A 27000-nucleotide genomic window follows, 5' to 3' on the forward strand; every position below is an offset into this window, starting at 1 on the left:
CTCGGCGGGTATCGCGTGCCAAGCCATTCCCGCGGCGGCCGACGCGACCCGCTCTGCGGAACGCACCACTCCGAGGAGCCGACCGCGCCACGCCGCGCAGGGAGCGGCGTGGAAGACAGCGCCGGGAGAGGGCGCGTGCGGGGATCGCGTGCCAAGCGATTCCCGCGGCGTCCGACGCGACCCGCTCTACGGAACGCACCACCCGCGGAGCCGACCGCGCCACGCCGCGCACGGAGCGGCGTGGAAGACAGCGCCCACTGAGCGCCTGCGGCGCTCAGTGGAAGAAGTGCCGCTCCCCCGTCGTGTACATGGTGACGCCGGCGCGCTTCGCGGCGTCGATGACCTCGGGGTCGCGGACGGAGCCGCCGGGCTGGACGACGGCCTTCACGCCGGCGGCGAGGAGGACCTCGAGGCCGTCGGCGAAGGGGAAGAACGCGTCGGAGGCGGCGACGGAGCCGGGGGCGCGGTCGCCGGCGCGGGAGACGGCGAGGTGGCAGGAGTCGACGCGGTTGACCTGGCCCATGCCGACGCCGACGGAGGCGCCGCCCTTCGCGAGCAGGATCGCGTTGGACTTCACGGCGCGGCAGGCCTTCCAGGCGAACTCGAGGTCGAGCATGGTGTCCGCGTCGGCGGGCTCGCCGGCGACGAGCTCCCAGCCGGAGCTGACCTCGCCGGGGCCGCCGACGAAGCGGTCGGGCTCCTGCAGCAGGATGCCGCCGGAGATCTGCTTGAACTCGGTCTCGACGGGGGCGTAGAAGTCCGGCAGCTGCAGCAGGCGCAGGTTCTTCTTGGTCTTGAGCACCTCGAGGGCCTCGGGCTCGAAGCCGGGGGCGACGAGGACCTCGGTGAAGATCTCCTTCACCGTCTCGGCCATCGCCAGGGTGACGGTGCGGTTCGCGGCGATGACGCCGCCGAAGGCCGACACCGGGTCGCACTCGTGAGCGCGGCGGTGCGCGGACGCGATCGGGTCGATCGCCTTCGCTCCGGCGATGGCGATGCCGCAGGGGTTGGCGTGCTTGATGATCGCGACGGCGGGGAGGACGAAGTCGTAGGCCGCGCGGACGGCCGCGTCGGCGTCGACGAAGTTGTTGTACGACATCTCCTTGCCGTGCAGCTGGCGCGCCTGGGCGATGCCGGTGCCGTCGGGCGAGACGTAGAGCGCGGCCTTCTGGTGCGAGTTCTCGCCGTAGCGGAGCACCTGCTGCCGGGTGCCGCGGATCTCGACCGAGCCGGGGAACTCCGACTCTCCGCCCGCCTCCTGCCCGGCGAACCAGGCGGCGACGGCGGAGTCGTACGAGGCGGTGTGCGCGAAGGCGCGCGCGGCGAGGGTGCGGCGGGCGGCGAGGGTCGTGCCGCCGCTGCCGAGCGCGGCGACGATGCCGGAGTAGTCGGCCGGGTCGACGACGATCGCCACGTTCGCGTGGTTCTTCGCCGAGGCGCGGACGAGGGCGGGGCCGCCGATGTCGATGTTCTCGACCACGGTCGCCGCGTCGGCGCCCCCGGCGACGGTCTCGCGGAACGGGTAGAGGTTCACCACGACGAGCTCGAACGGCGCGATCCGGAGCTGCTCGAGCTGCTCGCGGTGCGAGGCGAGGCGGACGTCGGCGAGGATGCCCGCGTGCACGCCGGGGTGCAGGGTCTTCACCCGGCCGTCGAGCGACTCCGGGAAGCCGGTCACGGCCGAGACGTCGGTCACGGAGTGGCCCGCGTCGCGGATGGTCGCGGCGGTCGAGCCGGTCGAGACCAGCTCGACGCCGGCGCCCGCGAGCGCCGAGGCGAGCTCGAGCAGTCCGGTCTTGTCGCTGACCGAGATCAGCGCCCGGCGGACGGGGACGACGTCGCGGTCGTCGTAGCTGCTGGGGTCGTGTGCGGTGATGCTCATGCGCGGGCGAGCTCCTCGAGGTCGACGGTTCCGTGGGCGATGTCGAGCACCGTCTGCACCAGCAGGCGACGCTCGATGGTCTTGATGCGCTCGTGCAGCGCGGCCTCGCTCTCGCCCGGGAGCACGGCGAGGCTCTCCTGGGCGATGACCGGGCCGGTGTCGACGCCGGTGTCGATGACGTGCACCGTCACTCCGGTCTCGGTCGCGCCGGCGGCCAGGGCGTCGCGGACGGCGTGCGCCCCGGGGAAGTGCGGCAGCAGCGCGGGATGCGTGTTGATCATCCGCGGGCTGAGCGCGTCGACGACGACGGGCGGCAGGATCCGCATGAAGCCGGCGCAGACGACGAGGTCGGGCTGCCAGCCCTGGATCTGCGTGAGCAGCTCGGCGCCCCAGGCGTCGCGCGAGGCGAACGCGCCGGGCGTGACGGTGAAGGAGGGGACGTCGTGCGCCTCGGCGTGGCGGAGGCCGTCGGCGTCGGTGTCGCTGCCGACCGCCACGACGCGGGCGGGGAAGCGGTCGTCGCGCGTCGCCTCGAGCAGCGCGCGGAGATTGGAGCCACCGCCGGAGATGAGGACGACCAACTTCAGCACTGCGCAAGTCTAGGGGGACGCCTCCGCGGCGACCACCGGCGCTCGGGCCCGGCGCTCAGCCGCGGCGGATGCGGCCGGCGGCGAGGCCGAGGCCCGCGGCGAGCGCCAGCTCGAGCGCCGCGAACGCCCCGACGAGCAACGGGTCCGGGCCGACCTGCACGAGGCGCCCCGGCCCGGCCGCCCCGGCCGAGAACCAGGCGAGCAGCCCGAGCAGCAGACCGCCGACCACGCCGATGCCACCCGCCGCGGCCGCACCCCAGCGCAGCAGCGACCGGCCGTCGAGCCCGTCGACGACCTCCGCGCGCAGGCGCCAGCCGGCGAGGAAGCCCGCCAGCAGCGGCACGAGCAGCCCGAGGAAGGCGAACGACAGCTCGCCCTGCGGCAGCGCGGCGAGCACCGGGATCGACGGGATCGGGCCGAGGAGTGTGCCGGCCGGAGCGACGGACGACCCGGCGCCGAGGGCGAAGCCCGGCCCGATCAGCCAGCTCGCCGCCCAGATCACCAGGTTCGGGAGGATCGCCAGCTGCCCGAGCGTCAGCGCGAGGCCGCCGAGCGCCTCGCCGCCGAGGCCCTCGTAGAGCGCGACGACGGCGGCGTAGTCCGCCACCAGCAGCACCGCGACGAGCACGCCGGCGACCCCGATCACGCCGGCCGCTGCGAGCGTCCCGCCCCGCAGCGAGGCGAGGACGAGCGGCGCGGCCGGCTCGGGGAGGCGGTGCAGCGTCCGCTCGGCGAACTCGCCGATCGGGTCGCGCTCGCCGCTGCGGGCCGAGTGGGTCGCCGCTCCGATCACCACGCCGAGCGCGAAGACGAGCGGCGGGAGCAGGGTGCCCTGCACGACGTCCACCCGCGCGACGTCGGTGGTCGCACCGAGGGTGACCAGGAGGGCGACGAGGAGGTAGGTGGCGATCGCCGAGCCGATGCCGAGCAGCCGGTAGGGCGACTCCTGCGCACGACGGCCCGTGCGGGCGCCGAGGAGGATCGCGAGGAGGGCGAAGGCGAGCGGCGCGAGCGTGATCGCGAAGGGCTGCCCGCCGTCCGGCAGCCCGAGCGCGAGCGGCGAGTCGGGGGCGAAGGCGGCCCGCAGATCCGCGCCGTGACCGAGCAGCCAGGCGTCGGCGGCGACGCGCCAGAAGACGCTCCAGTCGACCGCCGTGTCGTACTGGACGGCCCAGAGGATCGTCAGCGGCACGAGCGGGATCGCGAGGCCGATCAGCGCCGAGAGCGCGGCGTCGAAGGCGGCGAGGAGTGCGACGGTGATCCGGTTCATGAGCCTGTCGAGCCTATCGGCGGCCCCGCCCGCGACGGCTCAGCGACGCCCCGGACGAGCGGCGACCGACCAGCGTCGGAAGCAGCGCTGAGGCGGGTGGGTCTCGATACGCCCCTCCGGGGCTACTCGACCAGCATGGGCTGCTCATGCTGGTCGAGTAGCCCGCGCAGCGGGCGCATCGAGATCCACCCGCCTCACAGGACGGACCGTCCCCTAGGGTCGAGCCGTGACGACGACCGGCGAGCGGACCGAGCGCGGACTCGACCGCCTCGTGAACTTCACCGACGCCACGGTCGCCATCGCCATCACGTTCCTCGTGCTCCCCCTCGTCGACGTCGTCGAGGAGGGCGGCGCGACCGACCTCGGCGCCCTGCTCGCCGGCCACTCCGGCACGCTCACGGCGTTCTTCATCACCTTCGCCGTGATCGGGCGGCTGTGGCTGGTGCACCACGCGGTGTTCGAGGGCGTGGCCCGCTACTCCCCCGCCCTGGTCGCGGTGAACTTCGTCTGGCTCGCGGCGATCGTGCTGCTGCCGTTCGCGGCGAATCTGCTGTCGAACGTCTTCGCCACCGACCCGAGCGTGTTCGCGCTCTACATCGGCACCATGATCGTCGCGAGCACCGCGACCCTGGCGATGCAGCTGATCGTGCGGCGCGACCCGGAGCTGCTCGCCCCCGGCGTCGACGTGCCGCGCTCGTTGTCGCGCTCGCTGATCGTGATCGCCCTGCTGCTCGTCGCGCTCGTGCTCGCCGTCGCCGTGCCGAGCGTCAACATGCTCGCGCTCCTGCTGCTGCTGCTCTCCGGCCCGATCGAGCGCCTGGTGCACCGCGGGCACTCGCCCGAGCGGCACCGCCCGGCGCGCACCGAGCGGGGCCTGGACCGCCTGGTGAACTTCTCCGACGCGACCGTGGCCATCGCGATCACGATCCTCGTGCTCCCCCTGGTCGAGCTCGCCCCCGAGATCGCCCGCGACGGCGGCGGCGTGAGCGCGGTCCTCGTCGAGCACCTCGACACGGTGCTCGCCTTCGCGCTGTCCTTCACGCTGATCGCGGTGTTCTGGATTCCCCACCACCGGGTCTTCGAGCTGGCCGGCGACTACGACGCGGGGCTGGTCTGGCTCGATCTGCTCTGGCTGGTGGCGATCGCGTTCTTCCCGTTCTCGACGAGCGCCATCGCGCTGCTGCCCGACTCCCGCGCGACGATCGGCCTCTACATCGGCACGATGGTCGTGGTCAGCGGGGCCCTGCTGCTGATCGAGCTGCGGCTGAGAAGGCGCGCGGGACTGCTGCGCGAGGGCGCCGGGCCGGTCCGGCTCTCACCGGCCGTCGTCCCGTTCGCCCTCCTCGTGCTCGCTCTCGCTCTCGCTCTGATCCTGCCGTCGATCGGGCTCTGGTGGCTGCTGCTGCTGATCCTGCAGCGGCCGCTCTCGGCGCTGCTGCACCGCCGGGGCTAGGCGGCCGGCGTCCAGCCCAGACGCGGCGCGATGTCCTGCGCGATCGTCTCCAGGATCCGCCGGTGGGACGCGACCCCGCCGACCGCGGGCAGCGTGATCGTGAGCGAGTCCGCCTCCGCCAGCCCGGGATCGGCCGTGAGCGACGCGACGATCTCCTCGACCGTGCCGACGTGCAGCGGGCTGAACCGCATCGGCGCCGCGATGATCGAGCGATCGGCGGTGCGCGGCCGGCCGTCGTCGTCCATCCGCGCGAGATAGCCCTCGATGAAAGGGCGGTGCGCCTCCTCGTCGGCGGGGCCGGTGAGCGGCAGCACGATCCGCCCCGCCGTGACCCGCGAGGCGCGCCCGGGGTGGGCCGCGGCGAACGCCTCGCGGTAGGCGCGGATCTGCGCGGCCTGCTGCTCGGCGAAGGGCAGCCCGGTCTCCTCCGTGTTGAGCGTCGAGACCTGGAGGTGCATGCCCTGCTCGCCGGCGCGCACGGCGGAGGAGGTCGTACCGGCGCCGTACCAGAGCCGGTCGGCGAGGCCGGGGGCGTGCGGCTGCTGGACGAGCGGGTCGCCGACCGGCACCGACATCAGGGCCGACTCCGCGATGCCCAGCACCGAGCCCGAGAGCGCCTCGCGCAGGCGCTCGATCCGCTCCTGCGCCTCGGCGCGGAAGTCGCCCTCGGCCTGGCCGAAGACGCCGTCGAAGACCGAGGCGAGGTGCGCGAAGCCGCTGCTGACGCCGAGGTCGAGGCGGCCGCCGGAGAGCAGATCGACGGTCGCCGCGTCCTCGGCGAGCCGGACGGGCGACTCGTAGCGCGCGCCGATCACCGCGGTGCCGAGACGGAGGCGGCTGGTGCGCTGCGAGGCGGCCGCGAAGAAGGTCATCGGCGAGGCGAGGAAGCGCTCGAAGTGCCGCACGCGCACCCAGCCCGTGTCGTAGCCGAGCTCCTCCGCGAGCTCGAACAGCGCGAGGCCGTCCTCCAGGCTCCGCGCCGCGTCGCCCGGCCGCTCGGGGCCCTCCGGGTAGGGGACGAAGGTCAGGAAGTCGAGTCCGAGGCGGCGGGTCACCCCTGCACGCTACCGCCGCCGGGGGCCCGAACGACCGACGGGACCCCCTGCCGAGGCAGAGGATCCCGTCCGATCGTGTCCCGCGGCGCGCGCGGGACGTGGGTGCGCTACAGCGCCGCGTAGACCTCGCGGAGCAGGTCGGCCGTCTCGGAGGGCGTCTTGCCCACCCGGACGCCGGCGGCCTCGAGGGCCTCCTTCTTCGCCTGCGCCGTGCCCGCGGAGCCGGAGACGATGGCGCCGGCGTGGCCCATCGTCTTGCCCTCGGGAGCGGTGAAGCCCGCGACGTAGCCGACGACCGGCTTGGTGACGTTCGCCTTGATGAAGTCGGCCGCGCGCTCCTCGGCGTCGCCGCCGATCTCGCCGATCATCACGATCGCCTTGGTCTCCGGGTCCGCCTCGAACGCCGCGAGGGCGTCGATGTGCGTGGTGCCGATGATCGGGTCGCCGCCGATGCCGATGGCGGTCGAGAAGCCCAGATCGCGCAGCTCGTACATCATCTGGTAGGTCAGGGTGCCCGACTTCGAGACGAGGCCGATCGGGCCCTTGCCGGTGATCGTCGCGGGGGTGATGCCCACGAGCGACTCGCCCGGCGTGATGATGCCGGGGCAGTTCGGGCCGATGATCCGGGTCTTGTTGCCCTTCTCCTGCGCGTAGGCCCAGAACTCGGCCGAGTCCTGCACCGGGATGCCCTCGGTGATGACGACGAGGAGGCCGATCTCGGCGTCGATCGCCTCGATGACGGCGTCCTTCGAGAAGGCGGGCGGGACGAACGCGATCGAGACATCGGCGCCGGTGGCCTCGATGGCCTCCTTGACGGTGCCGAAGACGGGGAGCTCGACGTCGCCGTGGGTGACGGTCGTGCCGGCCTTGCGGGCGTTGACGCCGCCGACGACGTTCGTGCCGGCCTTGAGCATCAGCGCGGTGTGCTTGGTGCCCTCGCCGCCGGTGATGCCCTGGACGATGACCTTGGAGTCCTTGTTGAGGAAGATCGACATGCTTGTTCTCTGATTCCTTGAGTCGAGGGGGTCGTTACGCGGCGGCGAGTGCGGCGGCCTTGTCGGCGCCCTCGTCCATCGTCGCGGCCAGGGTGATGAGCGGGTTGGCGGCGGCCTCGAGGATCGCGCGGCCCTCCTCCACCTTGTTGCCGTCGAGGCGCACGACGAGCGGCTTGGTGGCCGAGTCGCCGAGGATCTCGAGGGCCTGCAGGATGCCGTTGGCGACCGCGTCGCAGGCGGTGATGCCGCCGAAGACGTTGACGAAGACGCTCTTGACCTGCTCGTCGCCGAGGATCACGTCGAGGCCGTTCGCCATCACCTGGGCGGAGGCTCCGCCGCCGATGTCGAGGAAGTTGGCCGGCTTGACGCCGTTGTGCTTCTCGCCGGCGTAGGCGACGACGTCGAGCGTCGACATGACCAGGCCCGCGCCGTTGCCGATGATGCCGACCTCGCCGTCGAGCTTCACGTAGTTGAGGTCGTTCTCCTTGGCCTTGGCCTCGAGCGGGTCGGCCGCGTCCTTGTCCTCGAGCGCGGCGTGCTCGGCGTGGCGGAAGCCGGCGTTCTCGTCGAGCGAGACCTTGCCGTCGAGCGCGACGATGTCGCCCTCCTCGGTGAGCACGAGCGGGTTGACCTCGACGAGCGTCGCGTCCTCGCCGGTGTAGACGTCGTAGAGCTTCACGAGCACGGGGGCGACCTTGGCGATCAGCTCCTCCGGGAACTTCGCCGCGCGGGCGATCTCCTCGGCCTTGGCCTGGTCGATGCCCTGGCCGGGGACGACCTCGACGCGGGCGAGGGCCTCGGGCCGCTCGACGGCGAGCTGCTCGATCTCCATGCCGCCCTCGTAGGAGGTGAGCGAGAGGTAGGAGCGGTTGGCCCGGTCGAGCAGGACCGAGAAGTAGAACTCGCGGTCGATGCGGGCGCCGCCGGCGACCATGACGCGCTTGACGACGTGGCCCTTGATGTCCAGGCCGAGGATCGACTTCGCCGCCTCGAACGCGTCGTCCGCGGTCTTCGCGACCTTCACGCCGCCCGCCTTGCCGCGGCCGCCGATCTTGACCTGCGCCTTGACGACGGTGACGCCGCCCAGCTTCTCCGCCGCGGCGCGCACCTCCTCCGGCGTGTCGGCGACGATGCCGGGGAGCACGGGCACGCCGTACTTCTCGAACAGATCACGGGCCTGGTATTCGAAGAGATCCACGCTGCATTCCCATTCCGCGCCGAGCGCGCTTGCGTTCCGAGTCCGAGGTCGGCCCACGGCGCCGTCGCGATCCGTGCTGTCCGGATCCGCGCCGCTCGTCCGCTGCGCGCTGTCCGGAGTCTCGGCACGGTTCTGTGTCGGCACTCTTCCTGGGCCGCGCCAACTCTACTCCGGACCCCGCGAGCCGTTCCTGTGCCGCGGAGCGGTGGGTGGAGGGATGCCGGTGCCGCGGACTGGGGAGGAGTGCTCGCGCCGCGTACCGTGGACGGATGCCCGTGCGCACCCCCGTCGACCGCGACGTCTTCCGCGAGGGCGTCTTCCTCGTCGCGGGAGCGCGCGCGATCCTGCTGCAGATCGCGCACCCCGCGGTCGGCGCCGGCGTCGCCGAGCACTCCGACTTCGTGCACCGCGCGCTCGGCCGGCTGTTCGGCACGCTCTCCTACCTCTACGCGCTGCAGTTCGGGACCGAGGACGACGTCCGCACCGTGCAGCGCCGGGTGAACCGCGCACACGCCCCGGTCCGCGGCCCGGGCTACACCGCGTTCGATCCGGAGCTGCAGCGCTGGGTCGCCGCGACGATCACCCAGTCGATGCTGCAGCTCCACGAGGGCGCCTTCGGTCCGCTCGGCCGCGAGGAGGCGGACGACATCGTGCACCGCTCGCGCGTGGTCGGCACCGCGCTGCAGATGCCCAAGGAGCTCTGGCCCGACTCGCGCGCGGCGTTCGACGCCTACTGGGAGCGGGAGCTCACCCGGCTCGAGGTCACGCCCGCCGCGCGCCGGGTCGCCCACGACCTGCTCGACGGCGGGATCGCCGTCTGGTGGCTGCGCCCGGTCGGCCCCTACCTCCGCCTGATGACGGCGGGCCTGCTGCCGCCGGAGCTCCGCGCGCCGTTCGGCTTCCGCTGGAGCACCCGGCAACAGGCGAGGTTCGACCGGGCGCTCTCCCGCACCTTCGCCGTCTACCGCGCCCTGCCGACGGCGGTGCGCACGGCGCCGAGCCGCTTCTTCCTGGCCCGGGTGCGCGCGGAGTCCGATAGCGGAGCGGCCGCCCGCGTCAGAAGCCGGGCGTGATCGTCCAGCCCGCGTAGGCCGCCAGCTCGAGCCCGAGCGCCTGCGCCGCCGCCCGCGCCTCGTCCTGCCCGCGCTCGTCGCGGACGTCGACCGCGATCGGCACGCTGTCGCCGAACCCCGCGACGGAGACCCGGGCGCTGGTGGGCCCGCTGTAGAGCGGGACATGCGCGTCCGCGGTCCGCGCGCCGACCACCCGCGAGCCGGTCGCCTCGGCGATCACGGCGAGCGCGAAGGGCGCCGTCGCGATCGTCTCGGTGTAGAGCGTCGCCTCGCCGCGCATGGACCGCCTCCTCCGTCGTCGCCGAGTCACCGCCGGGTCCGTCCGATCGACACCGCGGCCGGTCCGACTGTACGGGCGCCGGCGCGGCACCGCAGCCACTCCCCTTCTCGCCCTCCGGGGAGGATGATGGGGCCTGCTGGACACTCGAAGAGGAGGCGTTCATGGACGCGGTCGTGGTCGGAGTCGGCGGAGCGGGCCCGAGCGGGGCCGCCCTGCGCTGGGCGCTCGAGTTCGCGCGGGCGCACCGGCTGCCCGTCGAGCTCGTCGCCGTGGTCGAGCCGCCCCGGGCCCGGCTCCGCGGAGCCGATGCCGGTCAGCGCGTGCTCGCGGACGACGCCCTCGACCGGGCCCGCTCGCTCGCGGCGTCGGACTTCCCGGACGTCCCCGTGCGAGCGCGCCCACTCCAGGGCGACCTCGTGCCCGTGCTGGCCGAGGCGGCACCGCCCGGCGCCCTGCTCGTCCTCGGCGCCCACCCGCTGAGCCGCCGCGCCGTCGCACGGAGCGCCCCGGTGGCCGTGCGGGTCGCCGCGGCCTCCCGCTCCGCCGTCGCGCTGATCCCCGAACCCGACGGTGACGAGCCGATCCGGTCCGGAGTCGCGGTCGGGGTGGACGGCTCCGAGGTCTCGCTCACGGCGATCCGCTTCGCCGCCGACGAGGCCGACCGCCGCCACGAGCCGCTGCTCGCCCTGCACGCCTGGCAGCTCCCCGGCACCTGGAGCGACTCCACCCCCGTCGAGCGCCGGGTCATCGATGCGATCGAGGAGGACGAGGACCTCCTGCTCGCCGAGTCGCTCGTCGGCCTCGGCGACTCCCATCCCGACCTCGAGGTGCGCCGCTCGCTCGTCCGCGGGAACCCGGTCGAGCGGCTGACCGCGCTCGCGGCCTCGTCCCGGCTGCTCGTCCTCGGCAGTCACGGGCGCGGCGCGTTCCTGCGCCTGCTGCTCGGCTCGGTCAGTCACAGCCTCGCGCTGACGGTGCCGGGTCCGCTCATCGTTCTGCGGCATCCCGAGCGCGCTCGCTGAGCATCCGGTGCGGCGCCCTTGAACGGCGCCGTCCGCGGCTCTACCGTGAAGCACCCGGCACAGCGCCGTGGCGGTCAACGACGACTGGAGCCCCGATGAGCATCACCGAACCGCGCACGACCGAGGCACCCGCCGCACCCCCGCCCACGGCCGGGTTCGGCAGCGTCTCGGTCGCGGCGATCCTGGCGGAGGCGGCCCGCCGCACGCCGACGACGATCGCGGTCCGGGTCGGCCCGCAGGCCATCGACTACCGGACCCTCTGGGACCAGACCCGCGCCTACGCCGGCGCCCTCCGCGCACAGGGCGTCGGCCCCGGCGACCGGGTGGCCCTGCTGATCCCCAACGTCCCCGACTTCCCGCGCGGCTACTTCGCCGTCCTCGCCCTCGGCGCCGTCGTCGTGCCGGTGCACGCGCTTCTGAAGCACGACGAGATCGCCTACGTCCTCCGCGACTCGGGAGCGACCGCCCTGATCTGCGCCGCCCCGCTGCTGGCCGAGGGCGCCGCCGGAGCAGCCCTGGCCGACGTCCCCGTGCTGAGCGTGCTGGTGCCCGACGGCACCGAGAGCCCCTTCCCCCGCCTCGAGGACCTCGCCGCCGACGCGACGCCGATCGGCACCTACGTGCCGCGCTCGCCGTTCGACACCGCGACGATCCTCTACACCAGCGGCACCACCGGGCGGCCGAAGGGGGCTGAGGGCACGCACTTCGCGATCGTCTCGCAGTCCGACGTGCTCCTGATGAACACCTTCGACCTGCACCAGGGCGACGTCGTGCTCGGCGCGCTGCCGCTCTTCCACACCTTCGGCCAGGTCTGCGCGATGAACACGGCGTTCCGCACCGCGGCGACCGTCGTGCTCGTGCCCAGATTCGACGGCGACGCGGCGCTCGAGGCGATGATCGCGCACGGCTGCACCGTGTTCGAGGGCGTCCCGACGATGTACGTCGCGCTGCTCGACGCCGCGACCCGCCGCGAGGACCGCCCGCCGCTGCGCTACGCGGTCTCCGGCGGAGCGGCCCTGCCCGTCGCCGTGATCGAGCGCTTCCGCGAGGTGTTCGGCGTCGAGATCTACGAGGGCTACGGCCTGACCGAGACCTCGCCCGTCGCCACCTTCAACCACGTCGGCGTCCCGCCGCGTGCCGGCACCGTCGGCACGCCGATCTGGGGCGTGGACGTCGAGGTCGCCCGGGCCGAGGTGACCGACCGGATCGAGCTGCTCCCGCGCGGCGAGCTGGGCGAGATCGTGGTCCGCGGCCACAACCTGATGAAGGGCTACCTCGGCAATCCCGAGGCGTCGACCGCGGCGGTCGTCGACGGCTGGTTCCGCACCGGCGACCTCGGTACGAAGGACGACGAGGACTACATCCGCATCCTCGACCGGACCAAGGACATGATCATCCGCAACGGCTACAACGTGTACCCGCGCGAGGTGGAGGAGGTGCTGATCGGGCACTCGGACGTGGCCAATGCCGCCGTCTTCGGCGTGCCGGACGAGAAGCACGGCCAGGAGATCATGGCCGCCGTGGTCCTGCTGCCCTCGGCGACGGCGACCGCGGAGGAGCTGATCGCCTACGCGAACGAGCACCTCGCCGCCTTCAAGTACCCCCGCCGCATCGAGCTCGTCGACACTCTCCCCCTGGGCCCGAGTGGCAAGATCCTGAAGCGCGAGCTCGTCGCCCAGTACTCCTGACCCCGCCCGGGTCCCCTCTTCCCCGCGAGATGCCACTTGTGCACGCCTCTCCCGGCGTGTCGCGTGCACAAGTGGCATCTCGCGGGGGCGGGCATCCTTCGGACGGCGCCCTCTACGGGGGACACGGATGAGGGGCCGCGTGGGGCATGCTGAGGCGTCCCGCCGCGCCACCAGGAAGAACCGCCATGAGCCCCCGCCACCCGCACCTCCCGCCCGATCTGCCTGGACGCTCCCGGCGGAACCGCCGCTCCGACGACCGGCGGCCCACCCCGAGCCGGCCGTTCGAGCGCAGGGTCCAGGACAGCGCGCCCGCCGGCGTCGCCGATCGCAGTCCCTCCGGACGCCGCCCGCTGCACTGGGGATCGCTGCGGCTCACCCGGCTCCGCCTCACTCCGCTGCAGTGGATCGTCGGCGGGGTCACCCTCTTCCTCGCCCTCGTCGCCTGGCTGACGGGCGGGCCCTGGTCGGCGCTGATCATGATCGCCCTCGTCGTGCTGATCACGGCCGCCTACGGCGTGCTCCTGCGCCGGCCGACCTGGCTCGGACTGCCGCGCCGCCGCCGAGCCTCGGCGATGACGGGGGCCGTGGCGATGCTCGTGCTCGTCCTGAGCACCTCGGCGTTCGGATCCACGTCCGCGCCGGCACCGGCCGAGGAGCAGGCCGTGGCGTCCGGGACCGAGAGCCCGGCGTCCTTCGCCGCCGCGCCGACTCGCGCGGCCACGCCGTCTCCCACCCCCACCCCGACGCCGACCCCCACCCCGACCGTCGTCATCACGACCGAGCAGGTCACCGAGACCGCCCCGATCGCCCGCGCCTCGCGCACCGAGGACGACCCGACCGCCGCGCAGGGCACGAGCACCGTCGTCGCGGGCGTCGACGGCGTGCTCACCCGCACCTTCGAGGTCGTCAAGCACGACGGCGTCGAGGTCTCCCGCGCCCAGCTGTCGGAGGCGGTCACCACTCCCGCCGTCGACGACGTCACCCGGGTCGGCACGATGGTCCCGGCTCCGGCCCCCGCTCCCGAGCCGGCCGACGCAGGCTGCCACCCCAGCTACGCCGGCGAGTGCGTCCCGATCGCCTCCGACGGCGACTGCGCCTCCGGCAGCGGCGATGGACCCGTCTACATCCGGGGCCCGGTGACGGTCGTCGGCCCTGACGAGTACGACCTCGACCGCGACGGCGACGGCGTCGCCTGCGACAAGTAGCCCCCTCAGCCCAGGAGGGACCAGACGAGCGAGGCGAGCACGGCGCCGACCACGGCTCCCGCGATCACCTGGGCCGGCGTGTGGGCGCCGAGGCGCACCCGCGACCAGCCGGTCCAGAGCGCGACCGGCACGGTGATCAGCAGGGACCACGGGCCGTAGGCGATCAGCACCACCACCGCGCAGGTCGCGACGACGGCCGCATGGCCCGACAGCTTCCAGCCGAGGTTGACGATCCCGATCACGACGAGCACCGCGACCGTCACCACGCCGAAGGTCGTCACCGCGGCCGGCGCCCCGAGCGCCGCGAGCAGCACGAGCCCGACCACGATCGAGACCAGCGCGAGGCCGATCGGCAGCGCGCGCTCCCGCCGATCAGGCACGTGGTGATCCCCGCGGATCCGCCCCGCGCGCATCAGCAGCCGCACGACGAGATACGGCAGCGCCCCCACGAACAGCGCCGCCAGCGCGCTCCAGGCCACCCCGAGCAGCGGCGGATCCGCGACCCGCGCGCCCACGATCAGCGGCACGACCATCGCCAGGACCGGCGGCGCGAACGCCTCGGTCGCCACCCGCGCCGCGAGCGGACCGCGCCCGGTCACGGCGTCGGCCCCCGCACCGCCCGACGGGCTCAGAGCTTCTCGATCGGCGCGACCTTGATCAGCAGCTTCTTGGCGCCGACCTGGTCGAAGAGCACGTGCGCGACCCGCTTGCTGCCCTCGCCGGTGACCGCGTTGACGCGGCCCTCGCCGAAGTCGGTGTGCCGGATGCGGTCCCCCGCGATCAGCTCGAGGTCGCCGTTGTCGCGCACCATCCCGGTGATCCGGTTGGGGAACTCGCCCTTGGCCTTCGGCGCCGCGGCGAGCGCCTGGCGGAACTCGGTGTTCGACTTCGAGCGGCCGAAGCCGGGCCGCTGCGCGTTGAGCGCCCGCGGCTGGGTGCCGCCGCGCGAGGTCGCGGCCCCCGGCGACTGGCGCCACTCGATCAGCTCGGCCGGGATCTCCTGGAGGAACCGGCTGGGCATCGCGACCGAGGTCTCGCCGTACTGCGCCCGTGTCATCGCGAGCGAGAGGTAGAGCCGCTTCCGCGCGCGGGTGATCCCCACGTAGAACAGCCGCCGCTCCTCCGCGGGGCCGCCCGGCTCGTTCGCCGAGATGCGGTGCGGGAGCAGGTCCTCCTCGATGCCGGTGAGGAACACGGCGTCGTACTCGAGGCCCTTCGCGGTGTGCAGGGTCATCAGCGACACGGTCCCGGAGTCGTCGTCCAGGTCGTCCGCTGCCGCGACGAGCGACACCTCGGTCAGGAAGTCGACGAGACCGCCGTCGGGGTTGTTGCGGGCGAACTCCTTCGTCACGGCGATGAGCTCGTCGACGTTCTCGGCGCGCGCCTCGTCCTGCGGGTCGCGGCTGGCGCGGAGCATGTCGATGTAGCCGCTGCGGGTCAGCAGCGCCGTGAGCACCTCGTGCACCTTCGCCTCGCCCTCGGGCCGCGCCGGATCGAGCATCAGGGCGCACTCGTCGAGCAGCGTCGCGAGGTCGACGATGGCCTTCGTCACCTTCGGCCCCATGCCGAGCGACCCGGCATTGCGCATCGCCTCGCGCAGGGTCACCGCGTTGGTATCGGCGAAGGACTGCAGCTGCGCCTCCGTCGCCGGGCCGATGCCGCGCTTGGGCGTGTTCATGATCCGGCGCAGCGCCAGCACGTCCGCCGGATTCGCGACGGTGATCAGGTACGCGAGCGCGTCCTTGATCTCGGCGCGCTCGTAGAACTTGGTGCCGCCGAGGATCCGATAGGGCAGCGCCGAGCGGATGAAGATCTCCTCCAGCGCGCGGGTCTGCGCGTTGGTGCGGTAGAACACGGCGATCTCGTCGTAGCCGGTGCCGGCCGCGTGGATCCGGGCGATCTCGTCGACGACGAACTGCGCCTCGTCGTGGCCGGAGTACCCCGTGTAGCCGATGATCTTCTCGCCCTCGCCGCTGGCCGACCAGAGGTTCTTCGCGCGGCGGTCGAAGTTGTTCGAGATGACGGCGTTCGCGGCCGAGAGGATGTTCTGCGTCGAGCGGTAGTTCTGCTCGAGCAGGATCACCCGGCAGCCCGGGAAGTCGCGCTCGAACTCGACGATGTTGCGGATGTCCGCCCCGCGGAACGCGTAGATCGACTGGTCCGAGTCGCCCACGACGGTGAGCGAGGCCCCGGGGATCGAGCCGTCGGCCGTCACCGGGCCGCGGTAGGGGCGGTCGAAGGCGGCAGCGGCGATCGTCGCGGGCGGCACGGCCCGGGTCAGCTCGTGGATCAGCGAGTACTGCGCGTGGTTCGTGTCCTGGTACTCGTCGACCATCACGTGCCGGAAGCGGCGCTGGTACTTCGCGGCGACGTGCGGGAACGCCCGGAAGAGGTAGACCGTCTGCGCGATCAGGTCGTCGAAGTCGAAGGCGTTCGCGCTCTCGAGGGCGCGCGAGTAGGCGCGGAAGACCTGGAGGAACATCTCCTCGTTCGGGTCGCTCATGTTCGCGGTCCGCGCGTAGGAGTCGACGTCGGCGAGCTCGTTCTTGAGCTTCGAGATCTTGGACGAGGCGCTCGCGACCGTGATGCCGAGCGAGTCCGCCTCGAGGTCCTTCACGATCCGCTTGAGCAGGGCGCGCTGATCGCCCGAGTCGTAGATGGTGAACGACGAGGTCATGCCGAAGTTCTCGGCCTCGCGGCGCAGGATCCGCACGCAGGCGGAGTGGAACGTCGAGATCCACATCCCCTCGGCGGCCTGGCCGACGATCTTCTCGACGCGCTCGCGCATCTCGGCGGCGGCCTTGTTGGTGAAGGTGATCGCGAGGATCTGACTCGGCCAGGCCTCGCCGCTGCCGAGCAGGCTGGCGATGCGCCGCGTGAGCACGCTGGTCTTGCCCGAGCCGGCGCCCGCGACGATGAGCAGCGCGTCGCCGCGGTACTCGACCGCCTCGCGCTGCTGCGGGTTCAGACCTGCCACCAGCCGCTCGTGCTCGGGGTCGGTGCGCGCGGAGTCGCCGGAGGGCCCGCCGGGCGCGCCGACGATGACCGGGGTGGCGCGGGAATCGCTCGGATCGAAGAGGAGGCTCATGTCCCTCCGAGTGTAGATCGCCCCTCCGACACCCCGCCGCGGGACGCCGCCCCGCTCGGCCGGCGCCCGGTCAGGCGGCGCGCTGGCGCCGCGCGGGCGCGGTGAGCGTCCCGCCGATGTCCAGGCCGCGCCAGGCCAGCGCGAAGCCGACCACCGCGACCGTGGAGGTCGCCGCCGCGAGCACCTGCAGCAGCACGAACGCGGTGAGATCCTTCGTGTCGTCCGGGTAGTACTGGATGCCCTGCACGGCGAGCGCCCCGAGGGTCAGCACGAGCACGACCGAGCAGACGAGCAGGACCCGCAGCACCGCCCGGCGCGGCGGCTTCCGCGGCGCCCGGCCCACCTGCGCCCGCGTCGACAGCCAGGCGCAGGCGAGCGAGGCGGAGGCCAGGCCGACCAGATCGGCGCCCAGCACGTCGCTCGCGCGGTGCCAGGAGGCCGCCATCGTCAGATTGCCGACCAGCACCACCACGGCGCCGCCGACCACGAGCACGACCGTGCGCCCGGGCCCCGGGACGACCATCGCCAGCGCGAAGACCACGGACACCGCCGCCGCGGTGTGCCCGCTCGGGAAGCTGCCGCCGGTGTACCAGGAGTCGGTCTCCACCAGCAGCGGCCGCTCGAGCACGACGTTCTTGAGCAGCTGAGTCAGCCCCGCCGTGACGACGATCGAGCCGACGGAGGCGAGTGCCAGCGCGGGGCGCCGGCGGATCAGCGCGATCGCCGCGACCAGCAGCGCACCGCCGATCATGGACACCGGCGTGACGTCCGCGAGCGCCCCCGCCGCCGTGCCCGTGGCACGGCCGAAGACGAGGTCGGCGCCGCGGAGGCCGGAGTTCTCGGCCGCCTGGCCCTGCGGGGTCAGCACGGCGAGCCAGTAGACGGCCGCCACGCCGAGAGCGGCGAGCACGGCGAACACGATCCAGCGGCGGGTGATGCGGGCGCGGGTCTTCACGGTCGGACTCCTCTCGGCGGGTCGGGGTCGGGCTGCGGGTGGGGCGGGTCGGGCGCGGCTCGGACTCGGGACGCGTGGGCCCGATGATGCCAGCGGAGGCTCCCCGTTCCCTCCGCACGCGCCGGAGCGCGGGACGGCGGGTCAGCCGGCGCGGCCCCTCGCCTCGTCCTCGGCCGCGCGCGCCTCGATCGCCAGATCCGGCTGGTCCGCGAAGACGCCGTCGATGCCGGTGCGCAGGATCGCGCGGAACTCGTCCTGCCAGGCGCCGTAGGCCTCCGGCTCCTTGCCGATCCGGTGCACCTTCTCGAGGAAGCGGTTCTCGGCGCGCAGCGTCCAGGTGTACACCTGCAGGCCGACGGCGTGCGCCTCGGCGACCAGCGCGTTCGTCCCGGTGGCCCGCCCCGCGCCGTCCCGGGAGAACAGCATGCTCTTGTCGACGCTGACGCCGTCGACGGTCCCGGCGAGTCCGCGCAGACCCGCGGGAGTGACGAAGTCGGCGTAGGGCGTCGCCCGGGAGCCGTGCGCGGCGACGAGGTCCGGCGGAGTCCCCCGCGACTCGATCAGGTAGACGCGCCGCGTGCCCACCCCTCGGACCGCGAGGCGCTCGAGGACGGTCTTCTCGAAGCTCTCGATCGTCAGCCGCGGATCGGTCCGCTCCCAGCCCGCCGCGGCCAGCTCCTGCTCGAGGAGGACGTCCAGCGGCAGTCCCAGCGCGTCGAAGTACGTCGCGTGCTTGATCTCGGCGACGAGCCCCGGCGGCGACGAGGGCGACTCCTCCCCCGCCCGGTCGAGCAGGGCGAGGAGATCGCTGAAGCGCAGCATCGGGAACTGCCCGTCGAAGGTGGCGCTGGAGGCGCGCACGGCCGGGATCCGCTCCCGCGCCCGCAGCGTCGACAGCTCCGCCCAGGTGAAGTCCTCGGTGAACCAGCCGGTGATCTCCTTGCCGTCGACGCGCTTGATCGTGCGACGCTGAGCGAACTCGGGGCGACGCTCCACGTCAGTCGTGCCGGAGATCTCGTTCTCGTGCCGGAGCACCAGCACGCCGTCCCGCGAGGCGACGAGATCCGGCTCGACGGCGTCGGCGCCGAGCGCGATCGCCAGCTCGTAGGCCGATCGGGTGTGCTCCGGGCGGTAGCCGCTGGCACCGCGGTGGCCGATGACGAGCGGGACGGGGCGGGGCGGCATGCGGCGATCCTACGGGCGCGGGCAGTCGCCTCCGGGCGTAACCGGGGCTCCCGCGAAGGGAATAGCCAGACTCTGAGAGATGTTCTCAGATACTGTGGGCGTACCGCTCGTGGTCCCGAGAGGGCAGCCGGCGGATCCCGCAGTCACAGCGACTCAGCTCCGCGAGTCCCGACGGGTCCTCCCGTCACCGTCGAGCGCACCTGAGAGAAGAGGAACCATGGCAAGCAACAACCCGGCGTTCGGTCGTCCGGAGTTCAGCAACCGGGGCTACGCCGGCCGCGTGCAGGACGTCCCGGACGTGTCGCCCGGCACGCTCGACCAGATGTACAACCGTCCGGCCGCGGGCTCGGCCGACACCAACCGGATGACCGTCGAGGACACCCTCGCGAAGACGGCCCTCGCCTTCGTCGTGCTCCTCGCGGGTGCCGCGGTGGGCTGGTTCGTCCCCGGTCTGATGCTCCCGGCCGTGCTCGTCGCACTGGTCCTCGGCATCGTCAACGCCTTCAAGAAGGTGCCCTCGCCCGCCCTGATCCTCGGCTACGCGGCGACCCAGGGCATCGGAGTCGGCGCGATCTCGCGCTTCTTCGAGAGCGCGTACGAGGGCGCGGTCGTCCAGGCCCTGCTCGCGACCGTCGTCGTGATCGGTGTCACCCTGGCGCTGTTCATGAACGGCAAGATCCGCACCTCGCCGAAGCTGAACAAGATCTTCTTCATCGGCATGATCAGCTACGCGGTCTTCTCGCTCGTCAACCTCGGCCTCGGCCTGTTCGGCGTCGGCGGCGGCTTCGGTCTGCGCACCGGCTTCATCGGCATCGTGATCGGCCTCATCGCCATCGCGCTCGCCACCTACTCCCTCGTGATGGACTTCGAGTTCATCCAGCAGGGCGTCCGCAACGGCGCCCCGCGCATCTACGGCTGGACGGGCGCCTACGGCATCCTCGTCACCGTCGTCTGGATGTACCTCGAGCTGCTGCGGCTGATCTCGATCTTCCGCCAGTAGTCGTCTGCACACCCGATCCGGAGCGATCCGGACCGGCCCGACGGGCGCTCGACCTCACCGGTCGGGCGCCCGTCGTCGTTCCGCGGCCGGGCCGCACGCCCCTGCCCAGCCGCTCCTGACACGATGGAGGAATGATGGCCGCCCCTTCGTCCCGCATCGTCGGACTCGACGTCGCCCGGGGTCTCGCCGTGCTCGGCATGTTCGCGGCGCACCTCGCCCCGGTCGAGCGCGAGGCGGCCTGGGACGGCCGCAGCGCCGTGCTCTTCGCAGTGCTCGCGGGCGTCTCGATCGGACTGATGTCCGGCGGCGCCCGGCGCTCGACCCGTCCGTTCCAGGACACGGGCTCGATCCTCCTGCGAGGCCTCTACCTCCTGGTGATCGGAGTCGGTCTGAATCTGCTCGGCACGCCGATCGCGGTGATCCTGCCGCACTACGGCCTGATGTTCGTCGTCGCGGCGGTGCTGATGTTCCTGCCGCGGGCGGTGCTCGCCGTCCTCGCCGCCGTCTTCGCGATCGGCGGCCCCCTGCTCGTCGACCGCATCGTCACCGCCGGCGACGACTGGATCGCCACGCTCTCCCCCGAGGACGCCCTGCTCGCGCGGATGCCGCTCACCTGGCTGACGCAGTACTACCCCGTGCCCTCCTGGCTCGCCTACGTGATGCTCGGCCTGCTGATCGCGCGCTGCGACATCCGCTCGGCCACGACGCAGCGCTGGCTCGTGATCGGCGGCGCGATCGCCGCAGCGCTCGGCTACGGCGTCGGCCTCGCTCTCGGCGGACCGGAGAGCGTCGAGGCGCACTCGAGCACGACCGCGGAGATCCTCGGCGCCGGCGGCATCGCGGCCGTCGCGATCGGGTCGCTCACCGCGCTCGCTGCTCGCCTCGCCGCCGTCCGCGCGGTCACCGCCCCGCTCGCCGCGGTGGGGGCGATGCCGCTGACGGTGTACTCCGTGCAGCTCGTCGCGCTGGCCGTCTACCTGATCCCCTTCGAGCCCTTCGACTTCGCGGCCTGGCAGAGCTGGACCCTGCTCGCGTCCTTCATCGTCGTGTCCGTGCTGGGCGCGCTGCTCTGGCGCCGCTTCGTCGGGCAGGGGCCGCTGGAGTGGCTGGTCGCGCGGGCCTCGCTCCGGCCGCGGACCCGGGCCGCCCGGCCGGTGCTCGGCTAGGGTGATCCGATGATCACGCGACGCGAAGCCGCTCAGCGCCTCGACATCCCCGTCGAGATGGCGACGCGCCACGGGCTGCCCACCCGCCTCTCCGAGGAGGAGCTCGTCGCCCTCGAGCAGGACCCGCCCGCCTGGCTCGCCCAGTCGCGCGAGAACCGCACGGGCAGGCGCCCGGTCTGGGTGACGCTCGAGTGCGCGATCTGCGGCCGCTCCGAGGCGGCGCGCCCGAAGAAGTGGTGGCCCGAGTTCAGCTTCCTCGTCTGCGAGGACCACTCCCCCGACGAGTGGCCGCACCACCCGGAGGGCCGGCGCCGCGACGAGTACGACGGCATCGGCACCCGCTTCGTCGGCGTCCTCGACACCCCCGTCTGACCCGTCCGTCCCGCCTGCCCCGGTCCGATCCGCAGGCGATCCGGCCGCCCGTTCACGCCCGACGCGGGTGAGCGCGCTCTCGCGCCGGGAGCACCTGCGAATCGGACCACCCGCCCATGACGAGGAACGGGCCCCGGAGGAGGCCCGTTCTCACACCGCGGTCGCGGCTACTCCCACTCGATGGTTCCCGGGGGCTTGGAGGTCACGTCGAGGACGACGCGGTTCACGCCGCTCACCTCGTTGGTGATGCGGTTGGAGATGCGGGCCAGCAGGTCGTACGGAAGCCGCGTCCAGTCGGCCGTCATCGCGTCCTCGGAGGAGACGGGGCGCAGCACGATCGGGTGGCCGTAGGTGCGGCCGTCACCCTGGACGCCGACCGAGCGGACATCGGCGAGCAGCACGACCGGGCACTGCCAGATCTCGCTGTCGAGGCCGGCGGCGGTGAGCTCGGCGCGGACGATCGCGTCGGCCTCCTGGAGCAGGTCGAGCCGCTCCTGGGTGACCTCGCCGACGATGCGGATGCCGAGGCCGGGGCCGGGGAAGGGCTGGCGGCCGACGATGGCCTCGGGCAGCCCGAGCTCGCGGCCGATCGCGCGGACCTCGTCCTTGAAGAGGGTCCGCAGCGGCTCGACGAGCGCGAACTGCAGGTCCTCGGGGAGGCCGCCGACGTTGTGGTGCGACTTGATGTTCGCGGTGCCGGTGCCGCCGCCCGACTCGACGACGTCGGGGTAGAGCGTGCCCTGCACGAGGAAGTCGATCGACGTGCCCTCGCCCTGCGCCTCGAGCACGAGCGCCTCGGCGGCGCCCTCGAAGGTGCGGATGAACTCGCGGCCGATGATCTTGCGCTTCTGCTCGGGGTCGCTGACGCCGGCGAGCGCGTCGAGGAACTGCTCGCGCGCGTCGACGGTCACCAGGCGCACACCGGTGGCGGCGACGTAGTCCTCCTCCACCTGGCGGCGCTCGTCCTTGCGCAGCAGGCCGTGGTCGACGAAGACGCAGACCAGCTGGTCGCCGACCGCGCGGTGCACGATCGCCGCGGCGACGGCGGAATCGACGCCGCCGGACAGGCCGCAGATGACGCGACCGGTGCCGACCTGCTCGCGGATCAGCGCGACCTGGTCGTCGATGACGTTCGAGGAGTTCCAGTCGGCGGGGATGCCCGCCGCGCGGTGCAGGAAGTTCTCGATGACCGCCTGGCCGTGCGCGGAGTGCTTCACCTCGGGGTGCCACTGCACGCCGTAGAGGCGGCGCTCGTCGCTGCCGAACGCGGCGACGGCGGTCGAGCCGGTCGAGGCGAGGACGTCGAAGCCGGCGGGGGCCTTCGAGACCTGGTCGCCGTGGCTCATCCACACCGTCTGGTCGACGGGCTGGTCGCCGAGGAGCACGCCGCCGTCGGCCGAGACGGAGGCGTCGGTCGCGCCGTACTCGCGCAGGCCCGTGTTCGCGACCTCGCCGCCGAGCGTCTTCGCCATCACCTGGAAGCCGTAGCAGATGCCCAGCACGGGGATGCCGAGATCGAAGATGGCGGGGTCAAGCTGCGGCGCCCCCTCCTCGTAGACGCTCGAGGGGCCACCGGAGAGGATGATCCCGACCGGCGACTTGGCGGCGATCTCGGCGGCCGTCGTGCCGGACGGGACGATCTCGGAGTACACGTTCGCCTCGCGGACGCGCCGCGCGATCAGCTGCGCGTACTGGGCGCCGAAGTCGACGACGAGCACGGGCTGGGCGGCGAGGTGCGGCTGCGGGGCGGACTGCGGCGCGCTGGCGCCGGACTGCTCACTGATGGGGGGCCTCCACGGAGTCGGACGGGGTCGTCGGCTCGAGGGCGGCGGTGCGCCGCTCGAGGTACTGCTCGACCTCGCGGGCGATGCGGGTCTCGACGAAGAAGGACAGGGTGGGCACCACTCCGCCGAGCGCGATGAGGATGAACCGCGAGAACGGCCAGCGCATCAGGCTCCACAGGCGGAAGTCGGCGAAGAGGTAGACGACGTAGAACCAGCCGTGCGCGATCAGGATGCCGGTGGACAGGTTCGCGCCCGTCCCGCTCGACTTCCACTCGCCGCCCGGCACCTCGTACATCGGGGCGAAGTGCGCGATCCCCTGCTGCCCGAAGACGAACAGCTCGAGGTGGAACACGTACTTCAGCAGCATCTCGGCGCAGAGCAGCAGGAGCATCACGCCGGTGATGATCGAGGTCACCCGGTAGAAGCGCAGCGCGCTCCGGATCGCAGGGAACTGCGCGGGCTTGGGCTCGAGGGGCATGGGGTCCAGTTTACGGGGCGGAGGCGGTGACCGGGCTCTGCGCGAGCTCCTCGGCCTCGAGGGCCTCCTCGGTCTCGCGCTCCCAGGCGTCGCGGACGAGGCGGAACCACAGGTAGAGCGCGAAGCCCGCGAAGACGACCCACTCGATCGCGTAGAACACGTTGAGCCAGTTCAGCGAGACGTCGGTGACGCGGGCCGGCGAGTCGATCGCCTCCAGCCCCGCGATCGGCTGATCGACGACGACGTAGCCCTGGTAGACGTCCAGCGGCGGGTCGGTCCAGCGGTTGATCAGCGCGGGGATCGACAGCGCGGTCAGGGTCATCGGGTCGGTGCCCTCGGCGGGCACCTCGGCCGCCTCGTTCGCGACCAGGCGTCCGGTGAACGCGGTCGGAGCGGTCTGCGCACCGTCGTTCAGGCGCTCGGCGACGCTCTCCGCCTGCTCGCGGTCAGCGGTCCAGCCGTAGGCGACCACGAGGTCGGCGTCAGCGGTGCGGGTGCGCGCGATGACCCACCAGCCCGGCTGCTCGCCGTTCAGACGTCCGCCGAGGATCTCGGCGCCGCCCGGGACGAGCTCGGAGGTCCCGTCCACGCGCTGGCCGTCGGCGGTCGCGGTGATCGGGCGCGACGGGGCGGCCACCTCGTCGAGCGGCAGCACGGTCTCGGAGATCCCGGAGTCGGGGGCCGCGGCCTCGACCGCGCGTCCGACCTGCCACTGGCCGAGGGCCGCGAACAGCCCGGCGATGACGAGGGCCAGGACGAGGGCCGCGAGCCAGCGCGGGCGGCGGGCGACCTGCCAGACCGTGCTCTGCGGCGGGCGGCTCTGCGTCATGCGTTCCTCGTTCGGGGGCGGATCCGCTCAGCGACGGCGGACCGACGAAGCCTAGCCAACCAGGGTGGGAGGACCCTCGGATCGGCTGCGGAGCGGGTCGGCGGCCGGCGGATCAGTAGTCGGGCTCGCGCGGGCGCCGCGACCGGTCGGAGTCGATCCCGTCGGACTGCTGCATCGCCTGGTCGATCAGGGCCTGCCGCATCGGATCCGGGAACTCGTCGTCCAGCTCGTCGGGCTCGACCGGGCGGCGCGGACGTGGTGCCGGCTCGGCGACCCGCGCGTCCGGCGCGTCGCTCTGCGGGCGCTCGTCCGCACCGCCCTCCGCCATCGCCGCCTCGACCAGGGCGAAGTCCTCCTCCGCCATCGCGCTGCGGGCGGCCGGCTTCGGCCGGTGCCGTCGGCGCGAGAGGAACAGCCCGATGCTCTCCGAGCGCGACGCCAGGATCGGGCCCACGATCGCCATGATCAGGACGTAGAGGCCGGCGAACGGCTGGATCCGCTCGTCGAGCCCCGCCGAGAGCGAGAGCGTCGCCAGGATGAGCGCGAACTCGCCGCGGTTGTGCAGGATGAAGGCCGCGTTCAGCCCGGCGCGCGGGCCGAGCTTGTTCAGCCAGGCGACGAACTGGCCGGCGCCGAGGTTGAGCACGATCGTCATCACGGAGGCGGCGATCACCGGCAGGACCACATCGGGGAAGGCACCGGGATCCAGGCCGAGTCCGAAGTTGACGAAGAAGAAGGCGCCGAAGACGTCGCGGAGCGGGATCGCGATCCGCTCGACCCGCGCACGGAAGCGGGTGGCGCCGATCACCAGGCCGATGAGGAACGCGCCGATCGCGTCGGTGACGCCGAGGACCTCGCCGATCCCGCCGAAGAGGATCGCGAGCCCGAAGAAGAGGATCGTGAACAGCTCGTCGTCGCGGGTCCGGAAGAACCGCGAGACCACCCGGCCGCCCCAGCGCGCGATCGCGAACATCACCACGAGGAACGCGAACGCGATGACCAGCTTGAGGACGACCGGCCACGGCTCGGTCTCGCCCGAGAGCACGACCGACACGATCGCCAGGTAGACCGCGATGAAGATGTCCTCGACCACCGTCACGCCGAGGATCATCGGCGTCTCCGGGTTGGCGAGGCGCTTGAGCTCGATCAGCAGCTTCGTCACGATCGCGCTCGAGCTCGTCGCGGTGATGCCCGCGATGATCAGCGCCTCGCGGCTGCCCCAGCCCAGCAGGAAGCCGAAGGCGAGCCCGGCGGCCATGTTGACGGCGATGTAGGAGCCGCCGGAGAGGATCAGGCGCCCCGCGTTGCCGTAGAACTCGTCCTGATCGAACTCCAGCCCGAGGTTGAAGAGCAGCAGGATCAGCCCGAAGACCGCCGTCAGCTCGATGTAGGACGACTCGAAGTCGAGCGGGAAGAGGTGGAAGTTCGGGCTCGCGAGCAGGCCGACGACCATGTAGATCGGGATGGCCGGGAGGCCGATCGTGCGCCCCAGCCGCCCGAGGACGTAGGCGACGACGAACAGGACACCGAGGACGATGAGGTCTTCGCCGTGGTGCATCCTCAGACTCCGGGCGGCGTCTCGGGAGCCTTGGCGAAGACGCCGGAGCGGAAGAAGGCGAAGGCCTTGGCGACCTTCTCGGGGCTGCCGGCGACGACGAGCGTGTCGCCGGGGAACACCCGGAAGTCGGGGGCGGGAGCGGGGTTGGCCGCGTCGCCGCGGACGACGGCGACGACCGTCAGGCCGACGATCCCGCGGTCGGCGGGCTTGCCGAGCTGCTGGCCCGCGATGTGGTCGTCGTAATCGACGGTGAACCAGTCGATCGAGAGGCCGGGGATCTGGTCGAGCGCGGTCAGCGACTCGGTGATCTGGGTGCCGCCGAGGAGCTCGGCGAGGGTGTGCGCCTCGTCGTCGCTGAGCCGGAGCGAGACCTTCGCACCGTCCTGGTCGCCCTCGGCGAAGGTGATGAGGTCGCTGTGACCCGAGCGGTGCGCGATGACGCCGACCTTGCCGCCGTCGGCGGTGAGGAAGGTGTGCAGGACACCGACACCGGGCAGCTTGACCCTGCGGACCTCGACCATGCGTGCTCCATCCGCGCCTCGCAGCGCTCCGACCTCGGGATTCCTCCCAGTTTAGGCGGCCACCGCCCACCCCCGTCCCCCGTTCGCCCACGGAGGACCAGGTCACCGGTCCCCGGCGCCGAGCCGTCCCCTCCGCTGATCGAGTAGCCCGCGAAGCGGGCGTATCGAGATCCACGTCCACCAGAAGTCAGGTCTGCCGACCCCGCCTGCGGACGACGACGGGTCTCGATACGCCCCTCCGGGGCTCCTCGACCAGCAAGGACGAGCGAGGGCGGACGCGTCAGACGACTCCCGTCGGGGCTCGCCGCCGCCGCGGTCCCCGGTCCGGGTCGACTCGCGCGGACCGCAGCCCT

At 72.8% G+C, this 27000-nt stretch carries 24 protein-coding genes; 8 read left to right on the forward strand and 16 right to left on the reverse strand.

Features of this window, described 5'->3' with window-relative positions:
• Positions 1-274: 274 nt before the first annotated feature.
• From purH to HRK28_RS04795, 3 genes are read right to left on the reverse strand one after another with little or no spacing between them, the layout of a single operon-like run.
• Positions 275-1882, reverse strand: a complete 1608-nt coding sequence (gene purH / locus HRK28_RS04785; RefSeq protein WP_160087718.1) for a bifunctional phosphoribosylaminoimidazolecarboxamide formyltransferase/IMP cyclohydrolase — start codon at positions 1880-1882, stop codon at positions 275-277.
• The gene (purN, locus tag HRK28_RS04790; RefSeq protein WP_173250578.1) at positions 1879-2472 is read right to left on the reverse strand and encodes a phosphoribosylglycinamide formyltransferase; all 594 of its coding nucleotides are present in this window, start codon (positions 2470-2472) and stop codon (positions 1879-1881) included. Before purN ends, purH begins: the two co-directional genes overlap by 4 nt.
• 55 nt (positions 2473-2527) lie before the next feature.
• Positions 2528-3742: a DUF6350 family protein gene (locus HRK28_RS04795; protein WP_160087714.1), complete on the reverse strand. Its 1215-nt coding sequence runs from the start codon at positions 3740-3742 to the stop codon at positions 2528-2530.
• Positions 3743-3968: 226 nt separating this feature from the next.
• Between HRK28_RS04795 and HRK28_RS20720 the strand changes: the two genes are divergently transcribed.
• Complete coding sequence (locus HRK28_RS20720; protein WP_173250579.1) at positions 3969-5195, forward strand: TMEM175 family protein; 1227 nt, start codon at positions 3969-3971, stop codon at positions 5193-5195.
• Here HRK28_RS20720 and HRK28_RS04805 read toward each other — a convergent pair.
• The 3 genes from HRK28_RS04805 to sucC all read right to left on the reverse strand — a co-directional run bounded on the left by HRK28_RS04805 (position 5192) and on the right by sucC (position 8443).
• Positions 5192-6250 carry an LLM class flavin-dependent oxidoreductase gene (locus HRK28_RS04805; RefSeq protein WP_173250580.1) on the reverse strand — a complete coding sequence of 353 codons (1059 nt, stop codon included), beginning with the start codon at positions 6248-6250 and terminating at the stop codon, positions 5192-5194. The two genes, HRK28_RS20720 and HRK28_RS04805, sit on opposite strands and share 4 nt — an antisense overlap.
• Before the next feature lie 107 nt (positions 6251-6357).
• Positions 6358-7245 (reverse strand): succinate--CoA ligase subunit alpha, encoded by an 888-nt coding sequence (sucD, locus tag HRK28_RS04810; RefSeq protein WP_123445113.1) that lies wholly within the window; start codon positions 7243-7245, stop codon positions 6358-6360.
• Between the two features lie 34 nt (positions 7246-7279).
• Complete coding sequence (gene sucC, locus HRK28_RS04815) at positions 7280-8443, reverse strand: ADP-forming succinate--CoA ligase subunit beta (RefSeq protein ID WP_160087708.1); 1164 nt, start codon at positions 8441-8443, stop codon at positions 7280-7282.
• 269 nt (positions 8444-8712) lie between these two features.
• Between sucC and HRK28_RS04820 the strand changes: the two genes are divergently transcribed.
• Positions 8713-9516, forward strand: coding sequence for an oxygenase MpaB family protein (locus tag HRK28_RS04820; protein WP_173250581.1), 804 nt, complete (start codon positions 8713-8715; stop codon positions 9514-9516).
• On the opposite strand, the gene HRK28_RS04825 is transcribed toward HRK28_RS04820, so the two are convergent.
• Positions 9500-9796 carry a hypothetical protein gene (locus HRK28_RS04825; protein WP_160087704.1) on the reverse strand — a complete coding sequence of 99 codons (297 nt, stop codon included), beginning with the start codon at positions 9794-9796 and terminating at the stop codon, positions 9500-9502. The two genes, HRK28_RS04820 and HRK28_RS04825, sit on opposite strands and share 17 nt — an antisense overlap.
• A gap of 161 nt (positions 9797-9957) precedes the next feature.
• On the opposite strand from HRK28_RS04825, the gene HRK28_RS04830 reads away from it, so the two are divergent.
• The 3 genes from HRK28_RS04830 to HRK28_RS19990 all read left to right on the forward strand — a co-directional run bounded on the left by HRK28_RS04830 (position 9958) and on the right by HRK28_RS19990 (position 13711).
• Entirely contained in the window at positions 9958-10818 is an 861-nt protein-coding gene (locus HRK28_RS04830) for a universal stress protein (RefSeq protein ID WP_173250582.1), read from the forward strand.
• Between the two features lie 95 nt (positions 10819-10913).
• Positions 10914-12506 carry a long-chain fatty acid--CoA ligase gene (locus HRK28_RS04835; RefSeq protein WP_173250583.1) on the forward strand — a complete coding sequence of 531 codons (1593 nt, stop codon included), beginning with the start codon at positions 10914-10916 and terminating at the stop codon, positions 12504-12506.
• A 185-nt stretch (positions 12507-12691) separates the two neighbouring features.
• On the forward strand, positions 12692-13711 hold the full coding sequence (locus HRK28_RS19990; protein ID WP_254304496.1) for a G5 domain-containing protein: 1020 nt from the start codon (positions 12692-12694) through the stop codon (positions 13709-13711).
• Between the two features lie 5 nt (positions 13712-13716).
• Here the strand turns inward: HRK28_RS19990 and HRK28_RS04845 are convergent, their stop codons facing one another.
• The 4 genes from HRK28_RS04845 to HRK28_RS04860 form a co-directional block, all read right to left on the reverse strand.
• Entirely contained in the window at positions 13717-14310 is a 594-nt protein-coding gene (locus tag HRK28_RS04845; RefSeq protein ID WP_173250584.1) for a phosphatase PAP2 family protein, read from the reverse strand.
• Positions 14311-14339: 29 nt separating this feature from the next.
• The gene (locus HRK28_RS04850) at positions 14340-16799 is read right to left on the reverse strand and encodes an ATP-dependent helicase (protein ID WP_173250585.1); all 2460 of its coding nucleotides are present in this window, start codon (positions 16797-16799) and stop codon (positions 14340-14342) included.
• Between the two features lie 70 nt (positions 16800-16869).
• Entirely contained in the window at positions 16870-17754 is an 885-nt protein-coding gene (locus tag HRK28_RS04855) for a phosphatase PAP2 family protein (protein WP_173250586.1), read from the reverse strand.
• A 141-nt stretch (positions 17755-17895) separates the two neighbouring features.
• Positions 17896-18939: a glycerophosphodiester phosphodiesterase family protein gene (locus HRK28_RS04860; protein ID WP_173250587.1), complete on the reverse strand. Its 1044-nt coding sequence runs from the start codon at positions 18937-18939 to the stop codon at positions 17896-17898.
• 217 nt (positions 18940-19156) lie between these two features.
• Here HRK28_RS04860 and HRK28_RS04865 point away from each other — a divergent pair, with 217 nt between their 5' ends.
• The 3 genes from HRK28_RS04865 (at position 19157) to HRK28_RS04875 (ending at position 21477) form a co-directional block, all read left to right on the forward strand.
• Positions 19157-19939, forward strand: coding sequence for a Bax inhibitor-1/YccA family protein (locus HRK28_RS04865; protein ID WP_123702166.1), 783 nt, complete (start codon positions 19157-19159; stop codon positions 19937-19939).
• Positions 19940-20070: 131 nt separating this feature from the next.
• On the forward strand, positions 20071-21105 hold the full coding sequence (locus tag HRK28_RS04870) for a DUF418 domain-containing protein (RefSeq protein ID WP_217274395.1): 1035 nt from the start codon (positions 20071-20073) through the stop codon (positions 21103-21105).
• Positions 21106-21114: 9 nt separating this feature from the next.
• Complete coding sequence (locus HRK28_RS04875; RefSeq protein ID WP_160087688.1) at positions 21115-21477, forward strand: hypothetical protein; 363 nt, start codon at positions 21115-21117, stop codon at positions 21475-21477.
• Between the two features lie 167 nt (positions 21478-21644).
• On the opposite strand, the gene guaA is transcribed toward HRK28_RS04875, so the two are convergent.
• From guaA to HRK28_RS04900, 5 genes are all read right to left on the reverse strand, one after another.
• Positions 21645-23195 carry a glutamine-hydrolyzing GMP synthase gene (gene guaA, locus HRK28_RS04880; protein ID WP_208543740.1) on the reverse strand — a complete coding sequence of 517 codons (1551 nt, stop codon included), beginning with the start codon at positions 23193-23195 and terminating at the stop codon, positions 21645-21647.
• Between the two features lie 58 nt (positions 23196-23253).
• Positions 23254-23739, reverse strand: coding sequence for a DUF3817 domain-containing protein (locus HRK28_RS04885; protein WP_173250589.1), 486 nt, complete (start codon positions 23737-23739; stop codon positions 23254-23256).
• Positions 23740-23749: 10 nt separating this feature from the next.
• Entirely contained in the window at positions 23750-24568 is an 819-nt protein-coding gene (locus tag HRK28_RS04890; RefSeq protein ID WP_173250590.1) for an SURF1 family protein, read from the reverse strand.
• Positions 24569-24680: 112 nt separating this feature from the next.
• A complete protein-coding gene (locus HRK28_RS04895; protein ID WP_173250591.1) occupies positions 24681-26126 on the reverse strand; it encodes a cation:proton antiporter in 1446 nt (481 codons plus the stop codon).
• 2 nt (positions 26127-26128) lie between these two features.
• Positions 26129-26647, reverse strand: a complete 519-nt coding sequence (locus tag HRK28_RS04900) for a cation:proton antiporter regulatory subunit (RefSeq protein ID WP_085475074.1) — start codon at positions 26645-26647, stop codon at positions 26129-26131.
• Positions 26648-27000 lie beyond the last annotated feature (353 nt).

This window comes from Rathayibacter sp. VKM Ac-2835, assembly GCF_013266705.1.
GTDB lineage: Bacteria > Actinomycetota > Actinomycetes > Actinomycetales > Microbacteriaceae > Rathayibacter.

Bases quoted from the DNA above. Each gene is read 5' to 3' on its own strand.
- purH (WP_160087718.1), bottom strand. From the start codon at position 1,882: ATGAGCATCACCGCACACGACCCCAGCAGCTACGACGACCGCGACGTC.
- HRK28_RS04795 (WP_160087714.1), bottom strand. From the start codon at position 3,742: ATGAACCGGATCACCGTCGCACTCCTCGCCGCCTTCGACGCCGCGCTC.
- sucD (WP_123445113.1), bottom strand. From the start codon at position 7,245: ATGTCGATCTTCCTCAACAAGGACTCCAAGGTCATCGTCCAGGGCATC.
- HRK28_RS04820 (WP_173250581.1), top strand. From the start codon at position 8,713: ATGCCCGTGCGCACCCCCGTCGACCGCGACGTCTTCCGCGAGGGCGTC.
- HRK28_RS04825 (WP_160087704.1), bottom strand. From the start codon at position 9,796: ATGCGCGGCGAGGCGACGCTCTACACCGAGACGATCGCGACGGCGCCC.
- HRK28_RS04830 (WP_173250582.1), top strand. From the start codon at position 9,958: ATGGACGCGGTCGTGGTCGGAGTCGGCGGAGCGGGCCCGAGCGGGGCC.
- HRK28_RS04835 (WP_173250583.1), top strand. From the start codon at position 10,914: ATGAGCATCACCGAACCGCGCACGACCGAGGCACCCGCCGCACCCCCG.
- HRK28_RS19990 (WP_254304496.1), top strand. From the start codon at position 12,692: ATGAGCCCCCGCCACCCGCACCTCCCGCCCGATCTGCCTGGACGCTCC.
- HRK28_RS04850 (WP_173250585.1), bottom strand. From the start codon at position 16,799: ATGAGCCTCCTCTTCGATCCGAGCGATTCCCGCGCCACCCCGGTCATC.
- HRK28_RS04860 (WP_173250587.1), bottom strand. From the start codon at position 18,939: ATGCCGCCCCGCCCCGTCCCGCTCGTCATCGGCCACCGCGGTGCCAGC.
- HRK28_RS04865 (WP_123702166.1), top strand. From the start codon at position 19,157: ATGGCAAGCAACAACCCGGCGTTCGGTCGTCCGGAGTTCAGCAACCGG.
- HRK28_RS04870 (WP_217274395.1), top strand. From the start codon at position 20,071: ATGATGGCCGCCCCTTCGTCCCGCATCGTCGGACTCGACGTCGCCCGG.
- HRK28_RS04875 (WP_160087688.1), top strand. From the start codon at position 21,115: ATGATCACGCGACGCGAAGCCGCTCAGCGCCTCGACATCCCCGTCGAG.
- HRK28_RS04885 (WP_173250589.1), bottom strand. From the start codon at position 23,739: ATGCCCCTCGAGCCCAAGCCCGCGCAGTTCCCTGCGATCCGGAGCGCG.
- HRK28_RS04890 (WP_173250590.1), bottom strand. From the start codon at position 24,568: ATGACGCAGAGCCGCCCGCCGCAGAGCACGGTCTGGCAGGTCGCCCGC.
- HRK28_RS04895 (WP_173250591.1), bottom strand. From the start codon at position 26,126: ATGCACCACGGCGAAGACCTCATCGTCCTCGGTGTCCTGTTCGTCGTC.
- HRK28_RS04900 (WP_085475074.1), bottom strand. From the start codon at position 26,647: ATGGTCGAGGTCCGCAGGGTCAAGCTGCCCGGTGTCGGTGTCCTGCAC.